The 20,449-nt window shown below is 71.8% G+C and carries 16 protein-coding genes; 11 read left to right on the top strand and 5 right to left on the bottom strand.

Annotation, left to right across the window (positions count from 1 at the left end; translation table 11 throughout):
• Nucleotides 1-67: 67 nt before the first annotated feature.
• Complete coding sequence (locus AAME72_RS03190) at nt 68-1,006, bottom strand: LysR family transcriptional regulator (RefSeq protein ID WP_348788793.1); 939 nt, start codon at nt 1,004-1,006, stop codon at nt 68-70.
• 99 nt (nt 1,007-1,105) lie between these two features.
• On the opposite strand from AAME72_RS03190, the gene AAME72_RS03185 reads away from it, so the two are divergent.
• The 5 genes from AAME72_RS03185 to AAME72_RS03165 are packed head-to-tail and all read left to right on the top strand — an operon-like array spanning nt 1,106 to nt 6,446.
• Nucleotides 1,106-2,689 (top strand): amidohydrolase, encoded by a 1,584-nt coding sequence (locus tag AAME72_RS03185; RefSeq protein WP_348788792.1) that lies wholly within the window; start codon nt 1,106-1,108, stop codon nt 2,687-2,689.
• 34 nt (nt 2,690-2,723) lie between these two features.
• The gene (locus AAME72_RS03180; RefSeq protein ID WP_348788791.1) at nt 2,724-3,686 is read left to right on the top strand and encodes a transporter substrate-binding domain-containing protein; all 963 of its coding nucleotides are present in this window, start codon (nt 2,724-2,726) and stop codon (nt 3,684-3,686) included.
• Nucleotides 3,683-4,654, top strand: a complete 972-nt coding sequence (locus AAME72_RS03175; RefSeq protein ID WP_348788790.1) for an amino acid ABC transporter permease — start codon at nt 3,683-3,685, stop codon at nt 4,652-4,654. Before AAME72_RS03180 ends, AAME72_RS03175 begins: the two co-directional genes overlap by 4 nt.
• The gene (locus AAME72_RS03170; protein WP_348788789.1) at nt 4,651-5,415 is read left to right on the top strand and encodes an amino acid ABC transporter ATP-binding protein; all 765 of its coding nucleotides are present in this window, start codon (nt 4,651-4,653) and stop codon (nt 5,413-5,415) included. The genes AAME72_RS03175 and AAME72_RS03170 overlap by 4 nt, the downstream gene beginning before the upstream one ends.
• Entirely contained in the window at nt 5,412-6,446 is a 1,035-nt protein-coding gene (locus AAME72_RS03165; protein WP_348788788.1) for a P1 family peptidase, read from the top strand. Before AAME72_RS03170 ends, AAME72_RS03165 begins: the two co-directional genes overlap by 4 nt.
• 7 nt (nt 6,447-6,453) lie before the next feature.
• On the opposite strand, the gene map is transcribed toward AAME72_RS03165, so the two are convergent.
• Nucleotides 6,454-7,227, bottom strand: a complete 774-nt coding sequence (map, locus tag AAME72_RS03160; RefSeq protein WP_348788787.1) for a type I methionyl aminopeptidase — start codon at nt 7,225-7,227, stop codon at nt 6,454-6,456.
• A 47-nt stretch (nt 7,228-7,274) separates the two neighbouring features.
• Between map and AAME72_RS03155 the strand changes: the two genes are divergently transcribed.
• Nucleotides 7,275-7,538 (top strand): helix-turn-helix transcriptional regulator, encoded by a 264-nt coding sequence (locus tag AAME72_RS03155; RefSeq protein ID WP_348788786.1) that lies wholly within the window; start codon nt 7,275-7,277, stop codon nt 7,536-7,538.
• Nucleotides 7,539-7,615: 77 nt separating this feature from the next.
• Here the strand turns inward: AAME72_RS03155 and AAME72_RS03150 are convergent, their stop codons facing one another.
• Nucleotides 7,616-8,266, bottom strand: coding sequence for an NAD(P)H-binding protein (locus tag AAME72_RS03150; protein ID WP_348788785.1), 651 nt, complete (start codon nt 8,264-8,266; stop codon nt 7,616-7,618).
• 181 nt (nt 8,267-8,447) lie between these two features.
• Between AAME72_RS03150 and AAME72_RS03145 the strand changes: the two genes are divergently transcribed.
• Genes AAME72_RS03145 through AAME72_RS03130 form a run of 4 tightly spaced genes read left to right on the top strand, consistent with a single transcriptional unit; the run spans nt 8,448 to nt 11,545 of the window.
• Complete coding sequence (locus AAME72_RS03145; protein ID WP_348788784.1) at nt 8,448-9,533, top strand: GNAT family N-acetyltransferase; 1,086 nt, start codon at nt 8,448-8,450, stop codon at nt 9,531-9,533.
• A 24-nt stretch (nt 9,534-9,557) separates the two neighbouring features.
• Nucleotides 9,558-10,520: a prolyl aminopeptidase gene (gene pip, locus AAME72_RS03140; protein WP_348788783.1), complete on the top strand. Its 963-nt coding sequence runs from the start codon at nt 9,558-9,560 to the stop codon at nt 10,518-10,520.
• 19 nt (nt 10,521-10,539) lie between these two features.
• Entirely contained in the window at nt 10,540-10,935 is a 396-nt protein-coding gene (locus tag AAME72_RS03135) for a hypothetical protein (RefSeq protein ID WP_348788782.1), read from the top strand.
• Nucleotides 10,928-11,545 carry a class I SAM-dependent methyltransferase gene (locus tag AAME72_RS03130; RefSeq protein WP_348788781.1) on the top strand — a complete coding sequence of 206 codons (618 nt, stop codon included), beginning with the start codon at nt 10,928-10,930 and terminating at the stop codon, nt 11,543-11,545. Before AAME72_RS03135 ends, AAME72_RS03130 begins: the two co-directional genes overlap by 8 nt.
• Before the next feature lie 76 nt (nt 11,546-11,621).
• Here AAME72_RS03130 and AAME72_RS03125 read toward each other — a convergent pair whose 3' ends face one another.
• The gene (locus tag AAME72_RS03125) at nt 11,622-13,967 is read right to left on the bottom strand and encodes an arylsulfatase (protein ID WP_348788780.1); all 2,346 of its coding nucleotides are present in this window, start codon (nt 13,965-13,967) and stop codon (nt 11,622-11,624) included.
• Nucleotides 13,968-14,090: 123 nt separating this feature from the next.
• The gene (locus AAME72_RS03120; protein ID WP_348788779.1) at nt 14,091-15,644 is read right to left on the bottom strand and encodes a helix-turn-helix transcriptional regulator; all 1,554 of its coding nucleotides are present in this window, start codon (nt 15,642-15,644) and stop codon (nt 14,091-14,093) included.
• Between the two features lie 288 nt (nt 15,645-15,932).
• Here AAME72_RS03120 and AAME72_RS03115 point away from each other — a divergent pair, with 288 nt between their 5' ends.
• Nucleotides 15,933-20,291, top strand: a complete 4,359-nt coding sequence (locus AAME72_RS03115; protein ID WP_348788778.1) for a CARDB domain-containing protein — start codon at nt 15,933-15,935, stop codon at nt 20,289-20,291.
• Nucleotides 20,292-20,449: the final 158 nt, after the last annotated feature.

Here is a 20,449-nt window from a genome sequence, read left to right as displayed (position 1 = left end):
GTCTTCCGGCCCCCGCCATCCGCTCCGGAGTCGTTCCCGCGAAACGCCGGCGCGGGGCGTGAAGAACTCAGGAACCGATGGCGGCCGGAGCGGTCTCGAAGCCGAGGTCGTCGAGGATCTCGTCGACGAGCCGGAGGAACAGGGCGGTCGTCTCCGGGGGCGCCGCGGCCGAGACCAGCGCGAACACCTCTCTGGACAGCCGCATGTCCGGCACGTCCAGCACCTCGACACCGGCCGGGAGGTCGCCGAGCGCGATCTCCGGCACCAGGGTCGCCGCGTAGCCGGTCGCGACGATGTCGAGCGTCACCGCGAAGTCGTCGCAGCGGGCGACGGCGCGGGGCCGCAGGCCGTGCTCGTCGAGGAACGCGTCGATGACGGCGGCGTCGCTCGACCCGGGATGGTGCAGGATCCACGGCCTGCCGACGAGCTGGTCCACGCCGATGCCGCCCTGGCCGTGCAGCCGCCACGCGCTCGGCACGACGAACCGCATCCTGTCCTCGCCGATCCGCACCGGCTCCACCGACCGCGGCCAGCTCAGCCCGCTGTCGCCGACCCAGTAGACCAGGGTCACGTCGGTGTCCTCGCCGCGCCGCATCGCCTGGATCGCGGGCGAGGGGTCGCGCACGCTCAGGCGCAGCGCGACGTCGTGGGCGAGCCAGCCGGGGGAGCGCAGCAGCCGCGGGAGCAGCGTGCGGGCGAGGCTCGGGTAGAGGCTGACCCGGAGCTCGGGGCGCGAGTGGTCGGCGGTGCCCGCCGATTCGAGCAGGCGGTCGATGTCGGCGAGCACGGTGATCGCGTGCCCGGCCATGACGGCGGCGGCCTCGGTGGGCCGGACGCTCCGGGCGCTGCGCTCGAACAGCCGGATGCCGGTGTCGTGCTCCAGCGCCGCCATCTGCTGCGAGACGGCCGACGCCGTGTACCCGAGCCGGTTGGCCGCCGCGGCGAAGGAGCCCAGCCGGATCACTTCGAGCAGCGTGCGGAGGTGGGTCGGGTTGACCATAAGCATCCCTTATTCTCAGCGTCGAAAACTCACGCCCACGACCGAATTCTGCCTAGATAGCCTGACAAGACGCGCGAAGACGCGCCCCCATCCTAAGGAATGCTGATGGTCACGACCCTGTACCGCCACCCGGCGATCCACCTCCTCGACGGCAGGCGGTCCACCGCGGGCGCGATGCTGGTGACCGACGGCGTGATCGCCGCGGTCGGCGACCCGCGGGAGCTGGCGGAGCAGGCGCCGGCCGGAACCGCCGTGTGCGACCTCCCCGGCGCCGCAGTGATCGCCGGCTTCCACGACGCACACATCCACACCGCGAGCCTCGCCCGCAGCCTCGACGAGCTGGACCTGCGCGACGTCACGACGCTCCGGGAGGCGCTCGCGCGGATCGAACGCTTCGTGCGCGAGCAGCCGGGCGGCGACGGCTGGGTCACCGGCGGCCGCTGGGATGCGAACCGCTGGGCGGACGGGGCCCCGACCCGGGCGGCGCTCGACCGGATCGCGCCCGAGAGGCCACTCTGCCTCTCCAGCGTCGACGGGCATTCCGTGTGGCTCAACGGCGAGGCGCTGCGCCGCGCCGGCATCGACGCCGGCACCGCCGACCCGGCGGGCGGCCGCATCGAGCGCGACGGCGACGGCGAGCCCACCGGCATCCTCCGCGAGACCGCGGCGGACGCCGTCATCGAGCGCGCCGAGCGCGAGACGACCGCCGATCTCGCCGCCCTGCTCGAACGGGCGCAGGCCCGGCTGCTCGGCGAGGGGATCACGCACGTCACCGACCTGGACGGCGAGGACGCGCGTGCCGCATTCCTCCGGCTGAAGGCGGACGGCCGGCTGCGCATCCGCGTGCACAAGGGGACGCCCGCGCACGCCCTGGAGGCCGCCATCGCGGAGGGCCGACGGACCGGGGACGGCGACGACTGGTTCACGAACGGCCCGGTCAAGCTGTTCTCCGACGGCTCGCTCGGCTCGCACACCGCGAGCATGGGCGCGGACTTCGCCGACCAGCCGGGCAACCACGGCGTCGAGGTGCTCGACCTCGACGAGCTCGCCCGGCTGGTCGAGGTCGCCGTCTCCGGCGGGATCGCCGTGGCGACGCACGCGATCGGCGACCGGGCCAATCACACGGTCCTGGACGCGTACGAGCGCGCCCACGACGCGGCGGTCCGGGGCGGTCTGCGGCTGCGCGTCGAGCACGCGCAGCACCTGCAGCCCGCGGACGTCGCCCGGTTCGCGCGCCTCGGCGTGATCGCCTCGCTGCAGCCGACGCACTGGGCGAGCGACATCCCACTGGTGTCCAGTCTCCTCGGCGGCCGCGAGCTCGCGAGCTACGCCTGGTCGGCCCTGCGCGATGCGGGCGCCGCCGTGGCGTTCGGCTCCGACGCGCCCGTCGAGCCGTCCGCGCCCATGCTCGGCGTCCAGGCGGCCGTGCTCCGGGGCACCGCCGCCTCGCCGGGCGGCCTCGAGCCGGGGCTCCGCCCGGTCGGTGTCGAGGAGGCGCTGTCCGCCTACACGGCCGGTCCGGCGTACGCCGCGGGGCTCGACCATCGCGTCGGCCGCCTGGCGCCGGGGACGCTCGCCGATTTCGTCGCGCTCGACCGCGACCCGTTCTCCACCGAGCCGTCCGAGCTCGGTTCCATCCGTCCCGTCGCCACCGTTGTCGACGGGCTGCCGGCCTTCGGCCTCGACTGAGCCCGGCACCACCCGTCAGCCAGGGAGTCCATCCATGCGATCCACCACCCTCATCCGCACCACGCTGGTCGTCGCGTTCGCCGGCCTGGTCGCCGCGAGCCTCGCAGGCTGCGGCGCACAGAGCCTCGGCGACACCGCCGACGCAAAGGGCGGCCCCGCCGCCGCCGCGATGCCCGTCCCCTCCGACGAGCCCGCCAAGTCGGTGATCGAGTCGGTGAAGGCCGACGCCGATCTGACCGCGAAGCTGCCGGCCGGGATGGCGTCCGCCGGCATCAAGTGGACCACCTCCGTCGGCTACCCGCCGATGGAGAAGTGGGGCGCGAACGGCAAGGACGTGATCGGCGTCGACGCGGCGATCGCCCAGGCGATCAGCCGCAAGCTCGGCACCGGCATGACCATCCAGGATCAGGAGTTCAACTCGATGATCCCCGGCCTCATCTCGGGACGATACGACGCGCTCGTCTCCTCGATGACCGACAACGCCGAGCGGCGGAAGACCACGACCTTCGTCGACTATGTGAAGGCCGGCAACGCCTTTCTCGTGATGGCGGGAAACCCGCAGCACATCCAGAAGCCGCAGGACCTGTGCGGCAAGACGGTGGCCGTGGTCGCCTCCGGCTCGTCCGCCGGGCTCGCCGAGCAGTACTCCGCGGACTGCACGAAGGCCGGCTCGCCCGCCTACAACATCCTCAAATTCGAGGGCGACAGCGAGGCGAACCTTGCGGTGCAGAGCGGTCGCGCGGTCGCCACGATCACGGACTACCCGGTCGCAGAGGACCGCGCCGCCGACAAAGCCAACAACGTGGCGGCCGTGAAGATCGAGGGCGACGAGTCGCTGTGGGGGATCGGGATCGACAACTCCAAGAAGGAGTTCGCCTCGGTCGTCCAGAAGGCACTGCAGGCCCTGATGGACGACGGCTCGTACGGCAAGATCCTGGAGGCGTACCACGTGAGCGGCATGGCCATCGACTCCGCCTCGATCAACGGCGGCGCATGAGCACCCGCCGGGAGCCCATCCCGCGGGCGGACGGCACCGCGGTCCCGATCGCCCCGCGCTGGCACTGGGGGCGCTGGATCGTCGGGATCGTCGCGGTCGCGGCCGTCGGCTGGGCCGTCTCGATCGTCATCCTGAACCCGCGGATCCGCTGGAACGAGGTCTGGCACTACCTGTTCTCGCCGAACATCCTGAACGGCGTCGTCGTCACGCTCTGGGTCAGCGTGGCCGCGACCCTGCTCGGGCTCGTGCTGGGCGTCGTCTTCGCGATCATGAAGCTGTCGAAGAACCCGGTGCTGCGCTGGATCGCGGAGGGCTACATCTGGTTCTTCCGCGGCACGCCGGTGCTCGTGCAGCTGATCTTCTGGTTCAACCTGGCGTTCCTGCTGCCGTACCTGACGCTGCAGATCCCGTTCACCCAGATCGGGCTGCGCTGGGACACGAACCAGCTGATCAGCGGCTCGGTCGCAGCGCTGCTCGGCCTCGGCCTCAACCTCGCCGCGTACTTCGCGGAGACGGTGCGCGCCGGCATCCAGGCCGTCGACCACGGTCAGACGGAGGCGGCGCTCGCCGGCGGCATGACCAGGACGCAGGCGATGCGGCTGGTTGTGCTGCCCCAGGCGCTGCGCATCATCATCCCGCCCACCGGCAACGAGTTCATCTCGATGCTGAAGACCACCTCGCTCATCGTCGTCGTCGCAGGCAACGACCTGATGACGAACGCGAGCAACATCTACAAGCAGAACAACCTGATCATCGAGCTGCTCATCGTGGTGAGCATCTGGTACATGTTCCTGACCGCCGTCGCCACCTACCTGCAGTCGCTGCTGGAGAAGCGCTTCGGCCGCGACCGGGTGCGGCTCGTCCGCGGCAGCGGCTTCAGCCAGCAGCTGGTGCGGCTCGCGACCGGGGCGATCCCGACCCAGCGGCGGCGCGCGGGGCGGCCGACCGAAGAGGAGGCGGCGTCATGACGGACACCCTGGTGGAGGCGCGCGGCCTCGCCAAGTCGTTCGGCGACCACGAGGTGCTGCACGGGGTCGACTTCACCGTGCGGTCGGGCGAGGTCAGCTGCATCATCGGCCCGTCCGGCTCGGGCAAGTCCACGTTCCTGCGGACGATCAACGCGCTGGAGACCGTCGACGGCGGGAGCCTCGTGGTCGACGGCGAACAGGTCGGCTACACGCTGGAGGGAGGCCGGTACCGGCCGTGGCGGGACAGCGACTTCGCGCGCTTCCGCTCGTCCATCGGGATGGTGTTCCAGCGCTTCAACCTGTACGCGCACCTCGACGCGCTCGAGAACGTCGCCGCGAGCCTCATCCACGTCAAGCGCCTTCCGAAGCGCGAGGCGCACGAGCGCGCCGAGCGGGAGCTGGCGCGGGTCGGCCTCGCCGCCCACGCGCTGAAGCGGCCGCACCAGCTCTCGGGCGGCCAGCAACAGCGCGTCGCGATCGCGCGCGCCCTCGCGATGGACCCGGCTCTGATGCTGTTCGACGAGCCGACCAGTGCTCTGGACCCCGAGCTCGTGGACGAGGTGCTGGAGACGATGCGGTCGCTCGCGTCCGGCGGCATGACGATGGTCGTCGTCACCCACGAGATCGGCTTCGCCAAGGAGGTCGCCGACACCATCTCCTTCTTCGACGACGGCCGGGTCGTCGAGCGCGGAGCGCCGGAGCGCGTGCTGACGCGGCCGGAGAACGAGCGGACGCGGAGCTTCCTGGAGCGGGTGCGGTGACGGCGGGAGGAGCGGAGCGGGCTCGCCTCTCCGACCTCGGGATCGGTTCGGGCGCGTTCCCGCGCGGGCGCGAGAACGCGATCACGGACGTCCCCGGCGTGCTGGTCGGCCACGCCACGGTGCACACCGACCGCCTGCACACCGGGGTGACCGCGATCGTGCCGGAGCAGCTGGACGCGGAGCGCCGCTGGCTGCCCGCCGGGCTCGCGGTCGGCAACGGCTTCGGCAAGCTGATCGGCGCGACCCAGCTGCAGGAGCTCGGAGCGCTGGAGACGCCCATCCTGCTCACCAGCACCCTCTCCGCCTACCGGGTGGCGGATGCGCTGCTCGGGCACATGCTGGGCCGCCCGGGCCACGAGTCCACGACCACGCTGAACCCCGTCGTCGGCGAGACCAACGACGGCTTCCTCTCCGACATCCGCTCGCGCGCGCTCGGCGTCGCGGACGTCGAGCGGGCGCTCGCCTCCGCGGCCTCGGGGCCGGTCGCCGAGGGCGCGGTCGGCGCGGGGGCGGGGACCGTCGCGCTCGGCTTCAAGGGCGGCATCGGCACCTCCTCGCGGACCGTGCCGGTGGCGGGCGAGCCGTGCACGGTCGGCGCGATCGTGCAGACGAACTTCAGCGGGACGCTGTCGATCGCCGGCGTCCCGATGCCGTCGGCCGAGCTCGTGCCAGGCCCCACCGCGGAGACGGTCGGCAACTCGTGCATGATCGTCGTGGCGACGGACGCCCCGCTGGACGGTCGCCAGCTCGCTCGCTGCGCGCGCCGTGCGATCTTCGCGATGCGCGGCGTCGGAGCCGACTTCGCCCAGGGCAGCGGCGACTACGCGATCGCGTTCTCGGTCGGCGCGGGCGCCCCGCCCGACGACGCGGTGCTGTCGCCGATGTTCCAGGCGACGATGGACGCGGTCGAGGAGGCACTGGTCAACTCGATCCTGGCCGCGACGACGACCGGGCACGCCGACGGCAACGTCGCGCACGCGATCCCGCTCGCAGCCGTGCGCGAACGCCTGGCCGCGGCAGGCCGGGTCTGAACCGCGCTCAGTCCCGCAGCCGGGTGAGGACCTCCGCGCCGTCCTCGGTGATCGCGATGGTGTGCTCGCTGTGGGCGGTGCGGCAGCCGGTCGCGCTGCGCAGCGTCCAGCCGTCGGCGTCGGTGACGAGCTCGTCGGTGTCGATCATCGCCCACGGTTCCAGGGCGAGCAGCAGCCCCGGGCGCAGCCGGTAGCCGCGCCCCGGACGGCCGGTGTTGGAGACGTGCGGGTCCTGGTGCATGGTGCTGCCGATCCCGTGACCGCCGAACTCGGTGTTGACCGGGTAGCCGGCCGCGCCGAGCACCGAGCCGATCGCGTGCGAGAGGTCGCCGATCCGCGCGCCGGGGCCGGCGACCGCGATGGCGGCGGCCAGCGCCCGCTCCGTCGCGTCGATCAGCGCCGCGCTCTGCTCGTCGATCGCGTCGCCGACGACGAAGCTGATCGCGGCGTCGGCGGCGATGCCGTCCAGGCGTACGGCGAGGTCGAGGGTCAGCAGGTCGCCGTCGGCGAGGTCGTACGCGTGCGGCATCCCGTGCAGCACGGCGTCGTTCACGGACGTGCAGATGTAGTGGCCGAACGGTCCGCGGCCGAAGGAGGGCGCGTAGTCCACGTAGCAGGACTCGGCTCCGGCCGCCACGATCAGCTCGCGCGCCCAGCGATCGATGTCGAGAAGGGAGGTTCCGACCGCGGCCCGCTCTTTCAGGGTCTGCAGGATGCGGGCGACGAGCGTGCCGGTGTCGCGGGCGCGGCGGAGCTCGTCCGGGGTCAGGATCTCGATCATGGCGATAACTATACCGGTATTTGTATCCCGGTATTAGAATCGTCAGCATGGTCCGTCTCCCGCTCACTCCCGACGAGGTTGAGCGCGGCCGCGCGCTCGGCGCGCTGGTGCGCCGCGCCAGGGGCGAGCGGCCGATGCTCCGGGTCGCCCTCGACGCCGGCGTCTCGCCGGAGACCCTTCGCAAGATCGAGTCGGGGCGCGTCGCGACGCCCGCGTTTCCGACGATCGCGGCGATCGCCGGGGTGCTCGGCCTGTCGCTCGACGACGTCTGGGCCGAGATCAGCACCGTCGGGGAGCGGAAGGTCTCCTAGCTGCGCACTCGCGCGCCGTCTCTGGAGTTGCGCGCACGCGGCCGCCGAACGGGCGCGCCCGCCTCAGTGCGCCCGCGTCAGTGCGCGGCGGTGAAGCGCCGTCGGTGGTGCGCCGGCCGCTCGATCTCGTCCACGATCGCGACCGCGAGGTCCGCGGCGGAGATCGTGGAGGTGCCGTCCTCGGCGCGCAGCAGCACGTCGTCACCCAGCCGGTACCGACCGGTCGCGGGGGCGGGCGCCCACGCGCCGTAGACCTCGGGCGGGCTGATGTAGAACCAGTCGACCGTCTCCGGCGTGGCCTTCAGGTCGTCGAGGATGGTCATGCCAGTCTCGATCTCCGGCTTCACCGTGTCGGGAAGCTCGTCCTTCGTCACGTCCCAGAGCCGCGGGCCGTCCGGCGCGACGAGAAGCGAGGACGCGCCACCGACGTGCGCGATGCGCGTCGGCGTTCCGTCGGCTCGGCGGGCAAGCTCCCGGATGACGCCCTCGAGCTCGCCGGCCATGTCGCCGCGCGGCGAGAGGGCGCTGATCACCGCATCCCGTTCCGGCACGACCCGGTCGAGCACCGCCGGATCGAGCACCGACCCGACCACGTACTCGACGCCGTCGACCGGCTCCGACGGCTCGGACCGGCTCACCGCCGTCACCTCGTGACCGCGGCGCGCCGCCTCCGCGACGATCGCCGCCCCCGTGTATCCCGTTCCGCCCAGCACCGTGATCCGCGCCATGTCGACTCCTTCGCTCGTTCTCCGTCACCGTACCTCGCGAACGACGCGAGTGTCCGCGCGGTGCTTGTTGCGCCTGCGTCCGCCGTGCAACACTGTCCATCGTGATCCGGTAGCAGTGAGTCTCCTCCCTCCCCACGACCGTGGGTGAGTCGATCGATCGATCCTGCGAACCGAGGTCCCCATGTCTTCCCGCCCTGCCTTCACCATCTCCGCGCTCACCGTGCCGGAGAGCATCGACGCCCCCGACGCCGCCGAATTCATCGGCTTCGCCGCCGTGCGCTACGCCGTCATCGCCGAGCTCCGCGGCGACACGTCCCCGCTGCCCGCGCCCGAGGTGGCCGCCGCCGAGCTGCTGCCGAACTGGAGAGACGAGGGCAACACGAGCCTCGGCCTCGTCGCCACCGTGGACGGCCGGGTGGTCGGCCGCGGCAACGTGGTCCTGCCGGCCGACGGCGCCGAGTGCTGGGCGGCGGTCGCCGTGCTGCCGGAGCATCGCGGTGCGGGCATCGGGTCCGCCCTGTACCGCGGGCTGGAACGGATCGCGGTGGATGCCGGCCGCCGCATCATCCAGAACCAGACCGACTTCCCCGCCGGGATCGGCGGCGACTCGCTCCCCGCGCCCACCGGCTACGGCTCCGTGCCCCTGGGGCTGGCGTCCACGCGCTTCGCGCTCCGCTTCGGCTTCTCGCTGGAGCAGGTCGGGCGGCTGAGCGGCTTCTCTCTCCCCGGCGACTCCGACCTGATGGCCGCGCACCTGAGCGAGTCGAGCGCCGCCGCGTCCGGCTACCGCACGGTCACCTGGCAGGGGCGCACGCCAGAGGACTGGGTGGACGCCATCGCGCTGATGCGCACCCGCATGAGCACCGATACCCCGAACGCCGGCATCGAGATGTCCGACGTGTGGACCGCCGAGCGCGTCCGCGCCGTCGACGACCTCTGGGAGGCGAGCCCGCGGACCATCCTCACGACGATCGCCGTGCACGAGTCGACGGGCGAGCCCGCCGGGTTCACCGAGCTCGACGTCCCGGCCGAGCACGACCGCCCGGTCGAGCAGATGGACACCCTCGTGCTCGCCGGCCACCGCGGCCGCCGGCTCGGGATGCTGCTGAAGCTCACGAACCTGCGCGAGCTGAGCGCCCGCTTCCCGCACAGCGCCGAGGTGCAGACGATGAACGCTGAGGACAACCGGCACATGCTCGACGTGAACGAGGCGGTCGGCTTCCGTCCGCTCGCCTACTCCGCCCGCTGGAAGAAGGTCGTCGGCTGATGGTGACCCCATAGGGTTTTGACCATGCACGCACCGATCGAGCCGTTCGACAGCGGACTGCTGGCACGTCCGGACGGCAACCGCATCTACTGGGAGGTCTCGGGCAATCCCCGCGGACGTCCCGCGCTGTACCTCCACGGCGGACCGGGAAGCGGGCTCGGCCCCGGCGGGTATCGGCGGCGGTTCGACCCGGACCGGTACCTCATCGTCGGCATCGACCAGCGCGGATGCGGCCGCAGCATCCCGTGGGCGATCGACGACCTCGTTGCGCTCGACGAGAACACCACGCAGGCGATCGTCGGCGACATCGAGGCGGTCCGGGAACGCCTCGGCATCGAGGCGTGGCTGCTGCACGGGGTCTCGTGGGGGTCGACGCTCGCCCTCGCCTACGCGCTCGCGCACCCGGACCGCGTGACCGAGCTCGTCCTCACCGCCGTGACGACGGGGAGCAGGGCGGAGATCGACTGGATCACCGAGGGCGTCGGCGCCATCTTCCCGGAAGCGTGGGAACGCTTCTCCCGGGGCACACCCCCCGGCGGCCGCGTGGTCGAGCACTACGCCCGGCTGCTGCGCGACCGCGACCCCGCCGTGCGCGCCGCCGCCGCGGACGGCTGGGACGAGTGGGAGTCGACGCACATCTCCCTCGACCCCGGCTGGAGGCCCGGGCCCCTCCACGAGGACGCCCGCCAACGCCGCAACTTCGCCACCCTTGTCACCCACTACTGGGCGAACGACTGCTTCCTCACCGGCGCGTCGGAGGTCATCCCGAGCGCCGGTCGACTCGCCGGCATCCCCGGCGTCCTCATCCACGGCCGCCGCGACATCAGCGGTCCGTCGATCACGCCCTGGCTTCTGCACAGGGCCTGGCCGGGATCGGTCCTCGAGATCGTCGAAGAGGAAGGGCACGGCGGCCCCGTCGAGATGGAACGCACCACTGCCGCGATCGACGGGTTCGGCCAGCGGGTGCGCGCGGACCCGACCCCGTGATGAACGTACGATGCTCGCTATGAGCAGCGAGGGACGCACCACCTACACGTCGACCTTCATCTTCGCCACGAAGCCGTACGACGACGAGTTCCACCGGCTGAACGACGAGATCGCCGAGCGGGCCCGTGCCATCCCCGGGTTCCTGGGCGAGGAGGCGTGGGAGAACCCGCAGACCGGGCTGCACTCCGAGGTCTACTACTGGGACAGCCTGGACGCGCTGCACCAGCTGATCGGGATGGACACCCACCGCGAGGCGAAGCGCTTGCACGAGCGCTGGATCGGCCCCTACCGGGTGGTGATCGGCCAGGTGCTCAGCTCCTACGGCGACCCCGCGCTTGCGCTCGAGCACGTGCCGGCGCCCGCGCGCGCGGACGGCGACCGCGGGGACGCCACCGGCGGGGACGAGCGTGCGTAGCGCGGAGCGAGCGGGAGACGCGGTGCGGAGCGCGTACTCGGACCGCTCGGCGGAGTACATCGACCTGTTCGGCTCGATCGACGCCGCCGATCCCGTCGACCGCGAGCGCGTGTCGCGGTGGGCGGACGGGCTCACCGGGCCCGTCCTCGACGCGGGCTGCGGACCGGGGCACTGGACGCGGCACCTCGCCGGGCGCGGCCTCGCCGCCCATGGCGTGGATCAGGTCCCCGAGTTCGTTCAGCGCGCCCGCCGGGAGTACCCGGGGCTTCCGTTCCGGCTCGGCAGCATCGACGCCCTGGACGAGGGCGACGCGAGCTTCGGCGGCGTGCTCGCCTGGTACTCGCTCATCCACCACGAGCCGTCGGCGGTCGGGACGCCGCTGCGGGAGTTCGCCCGGGTCCTCGCTCCGGGCGGCGGCCTCCTGGTCGGCTTCTTCACCGGCGAGCGGGTCGAGCGGTTCGACCACGCGGTGATCGCCGCCTACCGCTGGCCGGTGGATGCGCTCGGCGGCGAACTGGACGCGGCCGGATTCGACGTGCTCGAAGCGCACGAGCGCATCGAGGCCGGCCAGCGTCCGCAGGGAACGCTCATCGCGCGCCGGCGCGGGTAGGTGTGGGCATGACATTTGTCCCAAATCGTTGCTCCGGGCGCCCGAGAGCACCGATTTGGGACAAATCGTCACCCGCTCAGCCCCCGGCGTACTCGATCGTCACCGCCCCGATGCTCCCGTCGAAGGCGAACGGCATCTTCTCGGCGTAGGCGCGCGAGACGGCGCCGCCGTACGCTCGGCCGATGTCGAGGCAGTCGTTCGCGGAGAACAGCAGCGGTGCGCTGACGGGCACCGTGCCCGACGCGACCTCGGTGCCGTCGACGCGGAGCGAGACGGTCAGGGGACTGCCAGGGCGCGGCTCCTGCAGGGCGGTCACGATCTCGATCGTCGCATCCCCGGCCGGTAGGGCGGACGGCGCCGCGATGATCGTGCGCTGCACCAGGAACAGGTTGTACTCGTAGGTGAGGACGCCGTCCACGAGGTAGCAGGTGAGTCCGCCGCCCGCGCCGCCGAGCTTGTAGAGCACACCGTTCGCGCGCTCGGGCGCGGTCAGCCGGATCGTCACGGTGTTCGGGCGGTTGCCCAGGGCGGGTGCGCAGAACTCGGGCACGCGGACGGTGTCCCCTGTCATCTCCCAGCGCGTGTACGGCGGGCTGAACCGGTCCTCGGGATGCATCACCGGCACCCACAGGCCGCCACCGATCGGCAGGGCGTCGTTCCTGGCCGCCTCGATCGCGAACACCTCGCGCAGCTCGGCGAGCTTGTCCGGATGTTCGGCGGCGAGGTCGTGCGCCTGGCTCCAGTCCGATTCGAGGTCGTAGAGCTCCCAGCGGTCGTCGTCGGGCGTCCACGTGCGGATCCCGGGAGGCGCACCGGGCACCCAGGGCAGGCGCGGGCCGAGCGCCGACGCCATCCAGCCGTCCGCGTACACCGACCGGCTGCCCATGATCTCGAAGTACTGCACGCGGCGGGTGCTCTCCGCGGCCGGGTCGTCGAGCGAGTACGCCATGCTGACGCCGTCGATCGGGTCCTGCGGCAGCCCGTCGACGGTGTCCGGCGGCGTGATGCCGATGATCTCGTAGAGCGTCGGGGCCACATCCACGACGTGGTGGAACTGCGTGCGCGGCACCGGGTCCGGCTGGATGCGGCCGGGCCACTGGACGAACATCGGGTTGCGGGTGCCGCCCAGGTGCGAGGCGAGCAGCTTCATGCCCTGGTACGGGGTGGAGCCCGCCCACGCCCACGCGGCGTGGTACTGGTTGTCGGTGGCGGGCGTGCCGAGCGCATCCAGGCCGCCGAGATCCTCCAGCGCCGCGATGTGCTGGTCGACGGTGGTGGGGATCATGTTCTGCGCGAGCAGCTCGCTGATCGTGCCGTTCTGGCCCTCGCCGGAGGAGCCGTTGTCGCCCCAGATGTAGATGACGATGGTGTTGTCCGCGTAGCCGAGGGCGTCGAGCTCGTCGACGACGCGTCCCGCCTGCACGTCGGCGTGCTCGCCGAACCCGGCGGCGACCTCCATCAGCCGGCGCTGGAACGGGCGCTGGTGCTCCGGCACGTCGTCCCAGGCCTGCAGGTCGTCCGGCCGCGGGGTCAGCTCCGCGTCCTCGGGGATCCAACCGGCCGCCTTCGCGCCCGCGTGCGCGCGCTCGCGGTACGCGTCCCAGCCGTCGTCGAAGGCGCCGGCGTACGTGTCGGCCCACTCCTTCATGATGTGATGCGGTCCGTGCAGGGCACCGGTCGCCCAGTACAGGAAGAACGGCTGGTCGGGTGCGAGCGCCTTGTGGTTGCGCAGCCAGCCGATGGCGTCCTCCGCGATGTCCTCGCTCAGGTGGTAGCCCTGCTCCGGCGTCTTCGGCGGTCGGACGATCGTGGTGTTGCGCACGAGGTTCGGCTCGTACTGGGACGCCTCCCCGGCGAGGAACCCGTAGAAGTAATCGAAGCCGTAGCCGGTGGGCCAGTGGTCGAAGGGGCCTGCGGCGCTGGTTTCCTCCGCTGGCGTGTTGTGCCACTTGCCCCACGCGGCCGTCGCGTAGCCGTACTCGCCGAGAACCTTGGCGAGCGTCGAGCTGGTCTTCGGGATGCGCCCGGAGTAGCCGTCCCAGTCGTTCGCGAGCTCGGCGATCTGGCCGTAGCCGACGCGGTGGTGGTTGCGCCCGGTCAGCAGGGACGCGCGGGTGGGGGAGCACATCGCGGTGGTGTGGAACCGGTTGTAGCCGACGCCGTTGTTCCGGATGCGCTCGAGGGTCGGCGTGCGCACGGCGCCTCCCAGCGGCTCCGGCAGCGCGGGGCCGGCGTCGTCGATCAGGATGACCAGCACGTTCGGCGCGTCCGCGGGCAGGTGCCGCTCCGGCGGCTTCGGGCTGTAGGTCGACTCTTGCATGGTCCGCCGGGCGACGCTGCCGGAGGACGGCGGCGGGAAGGGGAGGGTCGTCGCCGGTGGCAGCGGGCTTCCGACGATCGGTTTCTGCTGCTCCTCGCTCATGTGCGCGCTCCTGACGTCCGCGTCCGTCCCCGCCGGGCGGCGGAGACGCGACCGAAAGCTAACCCGCGGGCGGAGGGCGTGGCTATACCCGGGATTCCGCGGGCCCAGCCCCGCGAGCGCGGGTCAGTGGCCGTCGAGGGCGTTGCGGGCGACGTCGGCGGCGGCGGCGCGCGAGCTGACGCCGAGCTTGCGGTAGAGGGCACGGACGGTGGACTTCAGGGTGTTCGGGCTGATGTAGAGCTCCGTCGCGATCCTGGCCATCGAACGGCCGGTGGCCAGCAGCTCCAGGATCTCGCGCTCGCGCTTCGTGAGCCGGGGTCGGGCCGGAGCGCTGCCACCGGCGAGCGTGGCGCTGTGGATCGGCTCCTCCGCCAGCTCGGCCAGCGCGGCGACCGTCGCGGCGGGCACGAACCAGTACGCGGACAGCATGCGCTCATCCGCGATCACCCGGTTGGCGATCCGGAACGCGTCAGCGGCCGTGCGCGAATGCCCGAGGGCGAGGTGGGATGCCGCGGCGATCAGGCTCGCCGGCGCCTCCACGCGCGGGACAGAACTCATCGCGAGTGCCTCGTCGCTGTGCATCAGCGCTTCGCTGTGGTCCCCGCGCAGATGGGCGGTGGTCGCGGCCAGAACGTGGTCGAGCGCCGTCGGGACGTCGGGGAGGGGCGCGGCGGCCCGCAGCCGCGGGCGGAGCCGGGCGAGCCGGGCGTGGGCGGCCTTGATGTACCTCCCGTTCGCGCCCCGCAGGTCACGTGCCTCGGGGTGTCGTTCCAGCTCGAGTTCCAGGCGGGAGTGCACCGTGGACGCCCCCGGCTTGGTGCGCTCCATCATCGCGGCCATCCAGAGCGCCGCGGCCCAGTGCTCCCCGAGCCGCAGGCCGAGCGCCCTGGCGAGGTCGCGCGGCGCGTCCGGATCCTCCCGGTCGTGCTTGAGAAGCGCGGAGGTCAGGAACACGACGACGTCGTACCTGCCGTTCGTCGCCGGCTCCGCCTGGGCACGCGCGAGCCAGAGGTCGGCGAGGCGCAGCCGGCCGCGCTCCGCGTGGAACCACGCGATGTGGCCGGCCGAGCGTCGCGCGATCACCGGCTGCGCCGTCAGCCGGGCGACCTGGTACGCCTCCTCGTACTCCGCCAGGGCCCCGGGCGCGTCGGCGGCATCCAACGTCCGGCCCCACTGGAATCGCAGGTGCGGGATGGACCCGGCGATCGGCGCGCGCTCCGCCGCCGAGAGCCCGAGCAGCGCGTCGCGCGCCTGCTCTGCCACCCGCTGCGCCTCCTGAAGCTGACCGGCCGTTCGGGCGCCGGCCGCCTCCGCGGTGAGCAGGATGAGCGCGTTCAGGTCGGTCGCGCGCGGCTCGCCCGGCGGTGCCACGAGCCGGCCGTCGTGGAAGAAGCGCCGAGGGTCGCCGTCGATCGTGATGTGCTGCAGATAGTTCGCGGCGACGAGGAGTCCCGGTGTCTCGACGAACGCTTCACCGGGCAGCGCCTTCAGCGCCTCGAGAAGTTGCTGCGGGGCCGCGCTCGCGAACGCGTCCCAGTTGCGCTGGATGACCGCCGCCGCCTGACGCCATCCGTCCCGCGCCGCGACGTCGGCCACGAGCGGGGGGAGGGCTCGAGGGTTCCGGCGTGGATCGACGGTCGTGGGGTCGGCGTCGTCGCTTCTCTCGGCAGAACTCATCGTGCATTCACCTCGTCAGACTGCCAGACGCGCGTCGACCGCTCGCTATTCCCTCATCCCGCGATCGCGCCGGGCTCGTGCGGAACCGTGCGGGATTCGCGGCCTACCCCGAACGAGGGGCCTGGGCACTCGTTCCGGCTACCCCCATTCGGGGGGTTTCAGGGGTTAAGTTCCCGGGCCTCGGGGGTGGTCTTTGCGAATCCGCAAAGAAACCGGCGTGTCGCGATCGCTTAGCTGAGACCCGACGTGGGGGATGGTGTGTCCTCCAGGCGAATCGGGGAGGTCTCTGTGGGGACGCACGGAAAGACGAAGGCGAGAGCGGGCCTGCTGCCGCGGCTGCGATCGCGGCGGTTGCGGCTGGCGGCGTCGCTGGGGGCGCTGGCGCTGGTCGTATCGACGGTGAGCGCGAGCGCGCTCGTCCTGACGGCGGCACCGGCGCAGGCGGCGCCCGGAACACCGGGCACGCCGCAGGCGCCAACCGTCGCGTTCCAGGAGGACTTCGAGAACGGCGTGGGGAACGCCCCCGTCGGTCTCGCCGCGTATACCGGGGCGACCGGCCAGAAGTACACCGCGGACCCGGCGTGGCTGGCGAACTGCAACGGTCAGATCCGCAACTACAACACGCCGTCGACGAACCTCGGCAACTGCCAGATCGAGAACGACTCCGCCAACCTGAACCAGCTCGCGTACGCCCTGGGCGTGCACGGTGGCTCGGCCACGCCAGGGGCCAACCACGCCGTCACCGCGTACACCGAGAACAACCCGGGGGTGAACGCCACCCAGTTCCGGACGGCGAGCAACATCCCGCTGGCGTCCGCCTCCGGCCGGTTCCTCACCTTCAGCGTCGACACGGCCGCGGTGAACTGCAACGCGTCGGCACCGCTCTACCAGTTCGCCTTCCTGAACCAGGCGGGCACGGCCACTAACGTCGGCGGCCAGCTGAACGCGTGCTCGTCCGGCAAGACGGTGAACGTCCCCGCCAGCGGTTCGGTCGGCGCGAAGACGGCGAGCGTCGGGACCTACACCTCGAACGGCTCGCTGCTGTTCAACGGCTCGTCGCTCGGCATCCGCATGCAGAACGCGAACGGCTCCGGCGCCGGCAACGACGCCGCATTCGACAACATCCGCATCCTGGACGTCACCCCGCAGCTCGACAAGGCGTTCACGCCGACCGCGGTGCAGACGGGCGGCACCTCCACCCTGACCTTCACCGTCACCAACACGAGCGAGCTCGCGTCCAAGGCCGGCTGGGGCTTCACCGATACGCTGCCGACCGGGCTTACCCTGGCCAACGGCACCGTGGGCGGCACCTGCACCGCCACCACCACCGCCGTGGCGGGCGCCACCTCGATCGCGGTCACGAACGGCACGCTCGCGGCCGGGCAGGCCTCTTGCACCATCACGGTCCAGGTGACCTCGTCGAAGGCGGGCAGCTTCACCAACGGCCCCGACAACGTCACGACGGTCGGCCTGAACGAGCCGGGCACCAGCACGGTCACCTTCTCCGACCCGTCCTACACCGTCTCGAAGACCGCTTCCTCCGCCACCGCGCACCCGGGCCAGAAGGTCACCTACACCGTCACGGTGAAGAACACCGGAGCCTGGGCGTACACGGCGGCGAACCCGGCGACGTTCACGGACGACCTCTCGAAGGTCCTCGACGACGCGACCTACAACGGGGACGCCACCGGTGGCGCCACCGTCAACGGGAACACCCTCTCGTGGTCCGGCCCGCTCGCGGCCGGCGCGACGCAGACGATCACCTACTCGGTGACCGTCGACAGCCCCGACTCCGGGGACAAGACGCTCACCAACGCGGTCGTCCCCGGGGACAACGGCGGCGTCTGCGACCCGGACGCGTCCTGCACCACCACCACCGAGGTCCAGTCGTTCTCGGTGACGAAGACCGCGGACGCGACGGACGTGATCCCCGGTGACACGATCACCTACACGATCACCGTGAAGAACACCGGCATCGTCGACTACACCGCGGCGAACCCGGCCACGTTCAGCGACGACCTGTCCGCGGTGCTCGACGACGCGACCTACAACAACGACGCCACCGGCGGAGCCACCTACACGGCGCCGACCCTGTCGTGGTCCGGCGCCCTCGCCGCCGGCGCCACCGCGACCATCACCTACTCGGTGACGGTCAACGACCCCGTCACCGGCGACTCGCACTTGGACAACACCGTCGTGACGCCCCCGGGCGGCGACTGCCCGGCGGACTCCGGGAACCCGGACTGCACCGTCCTGATCCCGTCCGGTTCGTTCACGGTCGCGAAGACCGCGTCCACGACCGAGGTCACCGAGGGCAGCACCGTCACCTACACGGTCACCGTGAAGAACACCGGCGCACGCGACTACACCGCGACCGCACCGGCCAGCTTCACCGACAACCTCTCGAAGGTGCTCGACGACGCGACCATCACGGCCGGTCCGGACAACGGGGCGACGGTGACCGGGAGCACGCTCACCTGGTCCGGCCCGCTCGCGATCGGTGCGACGGCGACGATCACCTACACGGTGACCGTCAACAGCCCCGACACCGGTGACAAGGTGCTGGCGAACACGGTCCGCCCGACGTCGCCCGGCGGCGCCTGCGACCCGGCGGGGGAGTGTTCGACGACCACGAACGTCCGCTCGTTCACGGTGTCGAAGACGGCCAGTCCGGCCGGACCCGTCGCCCAGGGTGACGAGGTGACCTACACGGTGACCGTCACGAACCACGGCACCGCGGACTTCACGGCCGCCGACCCGGCCTCGTTCACCGACGATCTGTCAGCCGTCCTGGACGACGCGACCATCACCTCCGGCCCCGACAACGGCGCCACCATCTCGGCAGGCACGCTGTCGTGGTCGGGCGCGCTCGCCGCGGGCAAGACGGTGACGATCACCTACACCGCGACGGTGAACACCCCGGACACGGGCGACCACACGCTGAAGAACGCGGTCGTCCCCGGCGACGGCGGCTCGTGCGTGACCGGTGAGTGCACGACGATCAACCCGGTGCGCTCCTACAGCGTCTCGAAGACGTCGTCCGCAGCCGGCGCCGTGCACCCCGGCGACACCGTCACCTACACGGTCACGGTGAAGAACACCGGCACGGCCGACTACACCGCCGCCACCCCGGCGACCATCACCGACGACCTGTCGAAGGTTCTGGATGACGCGACCTACGTCGCCGGCTCGGCGACCGCGGGCGCCACGGTCAGCGGGAACACCCTGACCTGGTCGGGCCCGCTCGCCGTCGGCGCGACCCAGACCATCACCTACAAGGTGCTGGTCGGCCCGGCCGGAACCGGCGACGGGACGCTGGCCAACAGCGTGACCGGCGGGGACTGCGACCCGGCGGGCAGCTGCACCACCAGCAACCCGGTGCAGGCGCTCCAGGTGACCAAGACCGCGGACAAGACGGAGGTCGTCCCGGGCGAGACCGTCACCTTCAGGGTCACGGTGAAGAACACCGGTGTCGTGGACTACACGGCCGCCGCTCCGGCCTCCTTCACCGACGACCTGTCGGCGGTGCTGGATGACGCGACGTACAACAACGACGCGACCTCCGGTGCGACTTACGCGGAGCCGACGCTGTCCTGGTCGGGTGCGCTCGCCGCGGGCGACACGGCCACCATCACCTACTCGGTGACGGTGAACGACCCCGACACCGGTGACAAGCACCTGGACAACACCGTCGTCACGCCGCCCGGCGGCAACTGCCCGCCAGGCAGCGACGACGCGGCGTGCACGGTGAACATCCCGTCCGGCTCGTACACCGTGTCCAAGTCCGCTTCGAAGGCGACGGTCACCCCCGGCGGCACCATCACCTACACGGTGACGGTGACGAACACCGGAACGGCGGCCTACACCGCGGCCAAGCCGGCGTCCTTCCGCGACGACCTGACCAACGTGCTGGACGACGCGACGTACAACGGCGACGCGTCGAACGGCGCGACGGTCACCGGCAGCACGCTGAACTGGTCCGGTGCGCTCGCGGTCGGCCAGACCGTGAAGATCACGTACTCGGTCACCGTGAACAGCCCCGACACCGGCAACCACCACCTGGTCAACGCCGTCGTCCCGAACGGCCCCGGCGGAGCCTGCGACCCGGCCGGCGACTGCCTGACCGACACCCCGGTGGCGTCGTACACGGTGACGAAGACCGTCTCCACCACCAAGACGGTCAAGCCGGGCGACGCGGTCTCCTACCGGATCACCGTCACCAACACCGGCGAGTCGGCGTTCACCGCGGCGCACCCGGCGTCGTTCACCGACGACATGTCGGATGTGCTCGACGACGCCGCCTACAACGGCGACGCCACCCACGGCGCGACGCTGAAGGGTGAGACGCTCACGTGGTCCGGCCCGCTGGGCATCGGCGAGGTCGTCCAGGTGACCTACTCGGTGACGGTGAAGGACGCCGGGTCGGGCAACGGCCGCCTGATCAACACCGTCGACCCGGCGGTCGACGGCGGATCGTGCGACCCGAGCGGCAGCTGCGACACCAGCACGCCGATCGACCCGCCCGCCCCCGGCACCGGGCTGGCTTCCACCGGTAGCGACCTGGTCGCGCCCGGGATCATCGCCGCCCTGCTGATCGGCGCGGGAGCCGCCTTCCTCGCCATCCGCCGCCGCCGCGCGGCCGAGTAACCGCCCGGCGCCACCGAGGCCCGGCACCGCGAGGTGCCGGGCCTCGGTGCATCCACAGGCGGTTCCGCGTCATGATGCGAACGTTCCCACGTCGTGAAGAATAGGAAGGAAAGGGGAGCACGTTGGAGCAGCGCGGGGATCGGGATCCGATCGCAGAC

The organism is Leifsonia sp. NPDC080035 (genome assembly GCF_040050925.1).
GTDB lineage: Bacteria > Actinomycetota > Actinomycetes > Actinomycetales > Microbacteriaceae > Leifsonia.
This window is presented reverse-complemented; position numbering and strand designations above follow the sequence as displayed.

What these genes read in the sequence shown, in the direction of transcription:
- AAME72_RS03155 (WP_348788786.1), top strand. Translation starts at nt 7,275, where the DNA reads ATGGTCCGTCTCCCGCTCACTCCCGACGAGGTTGAGCGCGGCCGCGCG.
- AAME72_RS03170 (WP_348788789.1), top strand. Translation starts at nt 4,651, where the DNA reads ATGACGGACACCCTGGTGGAGGCGCGCGGCCTCGCCAAGTCGTTCGGC.
- AAME72_RS03150 (WP_348788785.1), bottom strand. Translation starts at nt 8,266, where the DNA reads ATGGCGCGGATCACGGTGCTGGGCGGAACGGGATACACGGGGGCGGCG.
- pip (WP_348788783.1), top strand. Translation starts at nt 9,558, where the DNA reads ATGCACGCACCGATCGAGCCGTTCGACAGCGGACTGCTGGCACGTCCG.
- AAME72_RS03135 (WP_348788782.1), top strand. Translation starts at nt 10,540, where the DNA reads ATGAGCAGCGAGGGACGCACCACCTACACGTCGACCTTCATCTTCGCC.
- AAME72_RS03190 (WP_348788793.1), bottom strand. Translation starts at nt 1,006, where the DNA reads ATGCTTATGGTCAACCCGACCCACCTCCGCACGCTGCTCGAAGTGATC.
- map (WP_348788787.1), bottom strand. Translation starts at nt 7,227, where the DNA reads ATGATCGAGATCCTGACCCCGGACGAGCTCCGCCGCGCCCGCGACACC.
- AAME72_RS03180 (WP_348788791.1), top strand. Translation starts at nt 2,724, where the DNA reads ATGCGATCCACCACCCTCATCCGCACCACGCTGGTCGTCGCGTTCGCC.
- AAME72_RS03145 (WP_348788784.1), top strand. Translation starts at nt 8,448, where the DNA reads ATGTCTTCCCGCCCTGCCTTCACCATCTCCGCGCTCACCGTGCCGGAG.
- AAME72_RS03185 (WP_348788792.1), top strand. Translation starts at nt 1,106, where the DNA reads ATGGTCACGACCCTGTACCGCCACCCGGCGATCCACCTCCTCGACGGC.
- AAME72_RS03125 (WP_348788780.1), bottom strand. Translation starts at nt 13,967, where the DNA reads ATGAGCGAGGAGCAGCAGAAACCGATCGTCGGAAGCCCGCTGCCACCG.
- AAME72_RS03120 (WP_348788779.1), bottom strand. Translation starts at nt 15,644, where the DNA reads ATGAGTTCTGCCGAGAGAAGCGACGACGCCGACCCCACGACCGTCGAT.
- AAME72_RS03175 (WP_348788790.1), top strand. Translation starts at nt 3,683, where the DNA reads ATGAGCACCCGCCGGGAGCCCATCCCGCGGGCGGACGGCACCGCGGTC.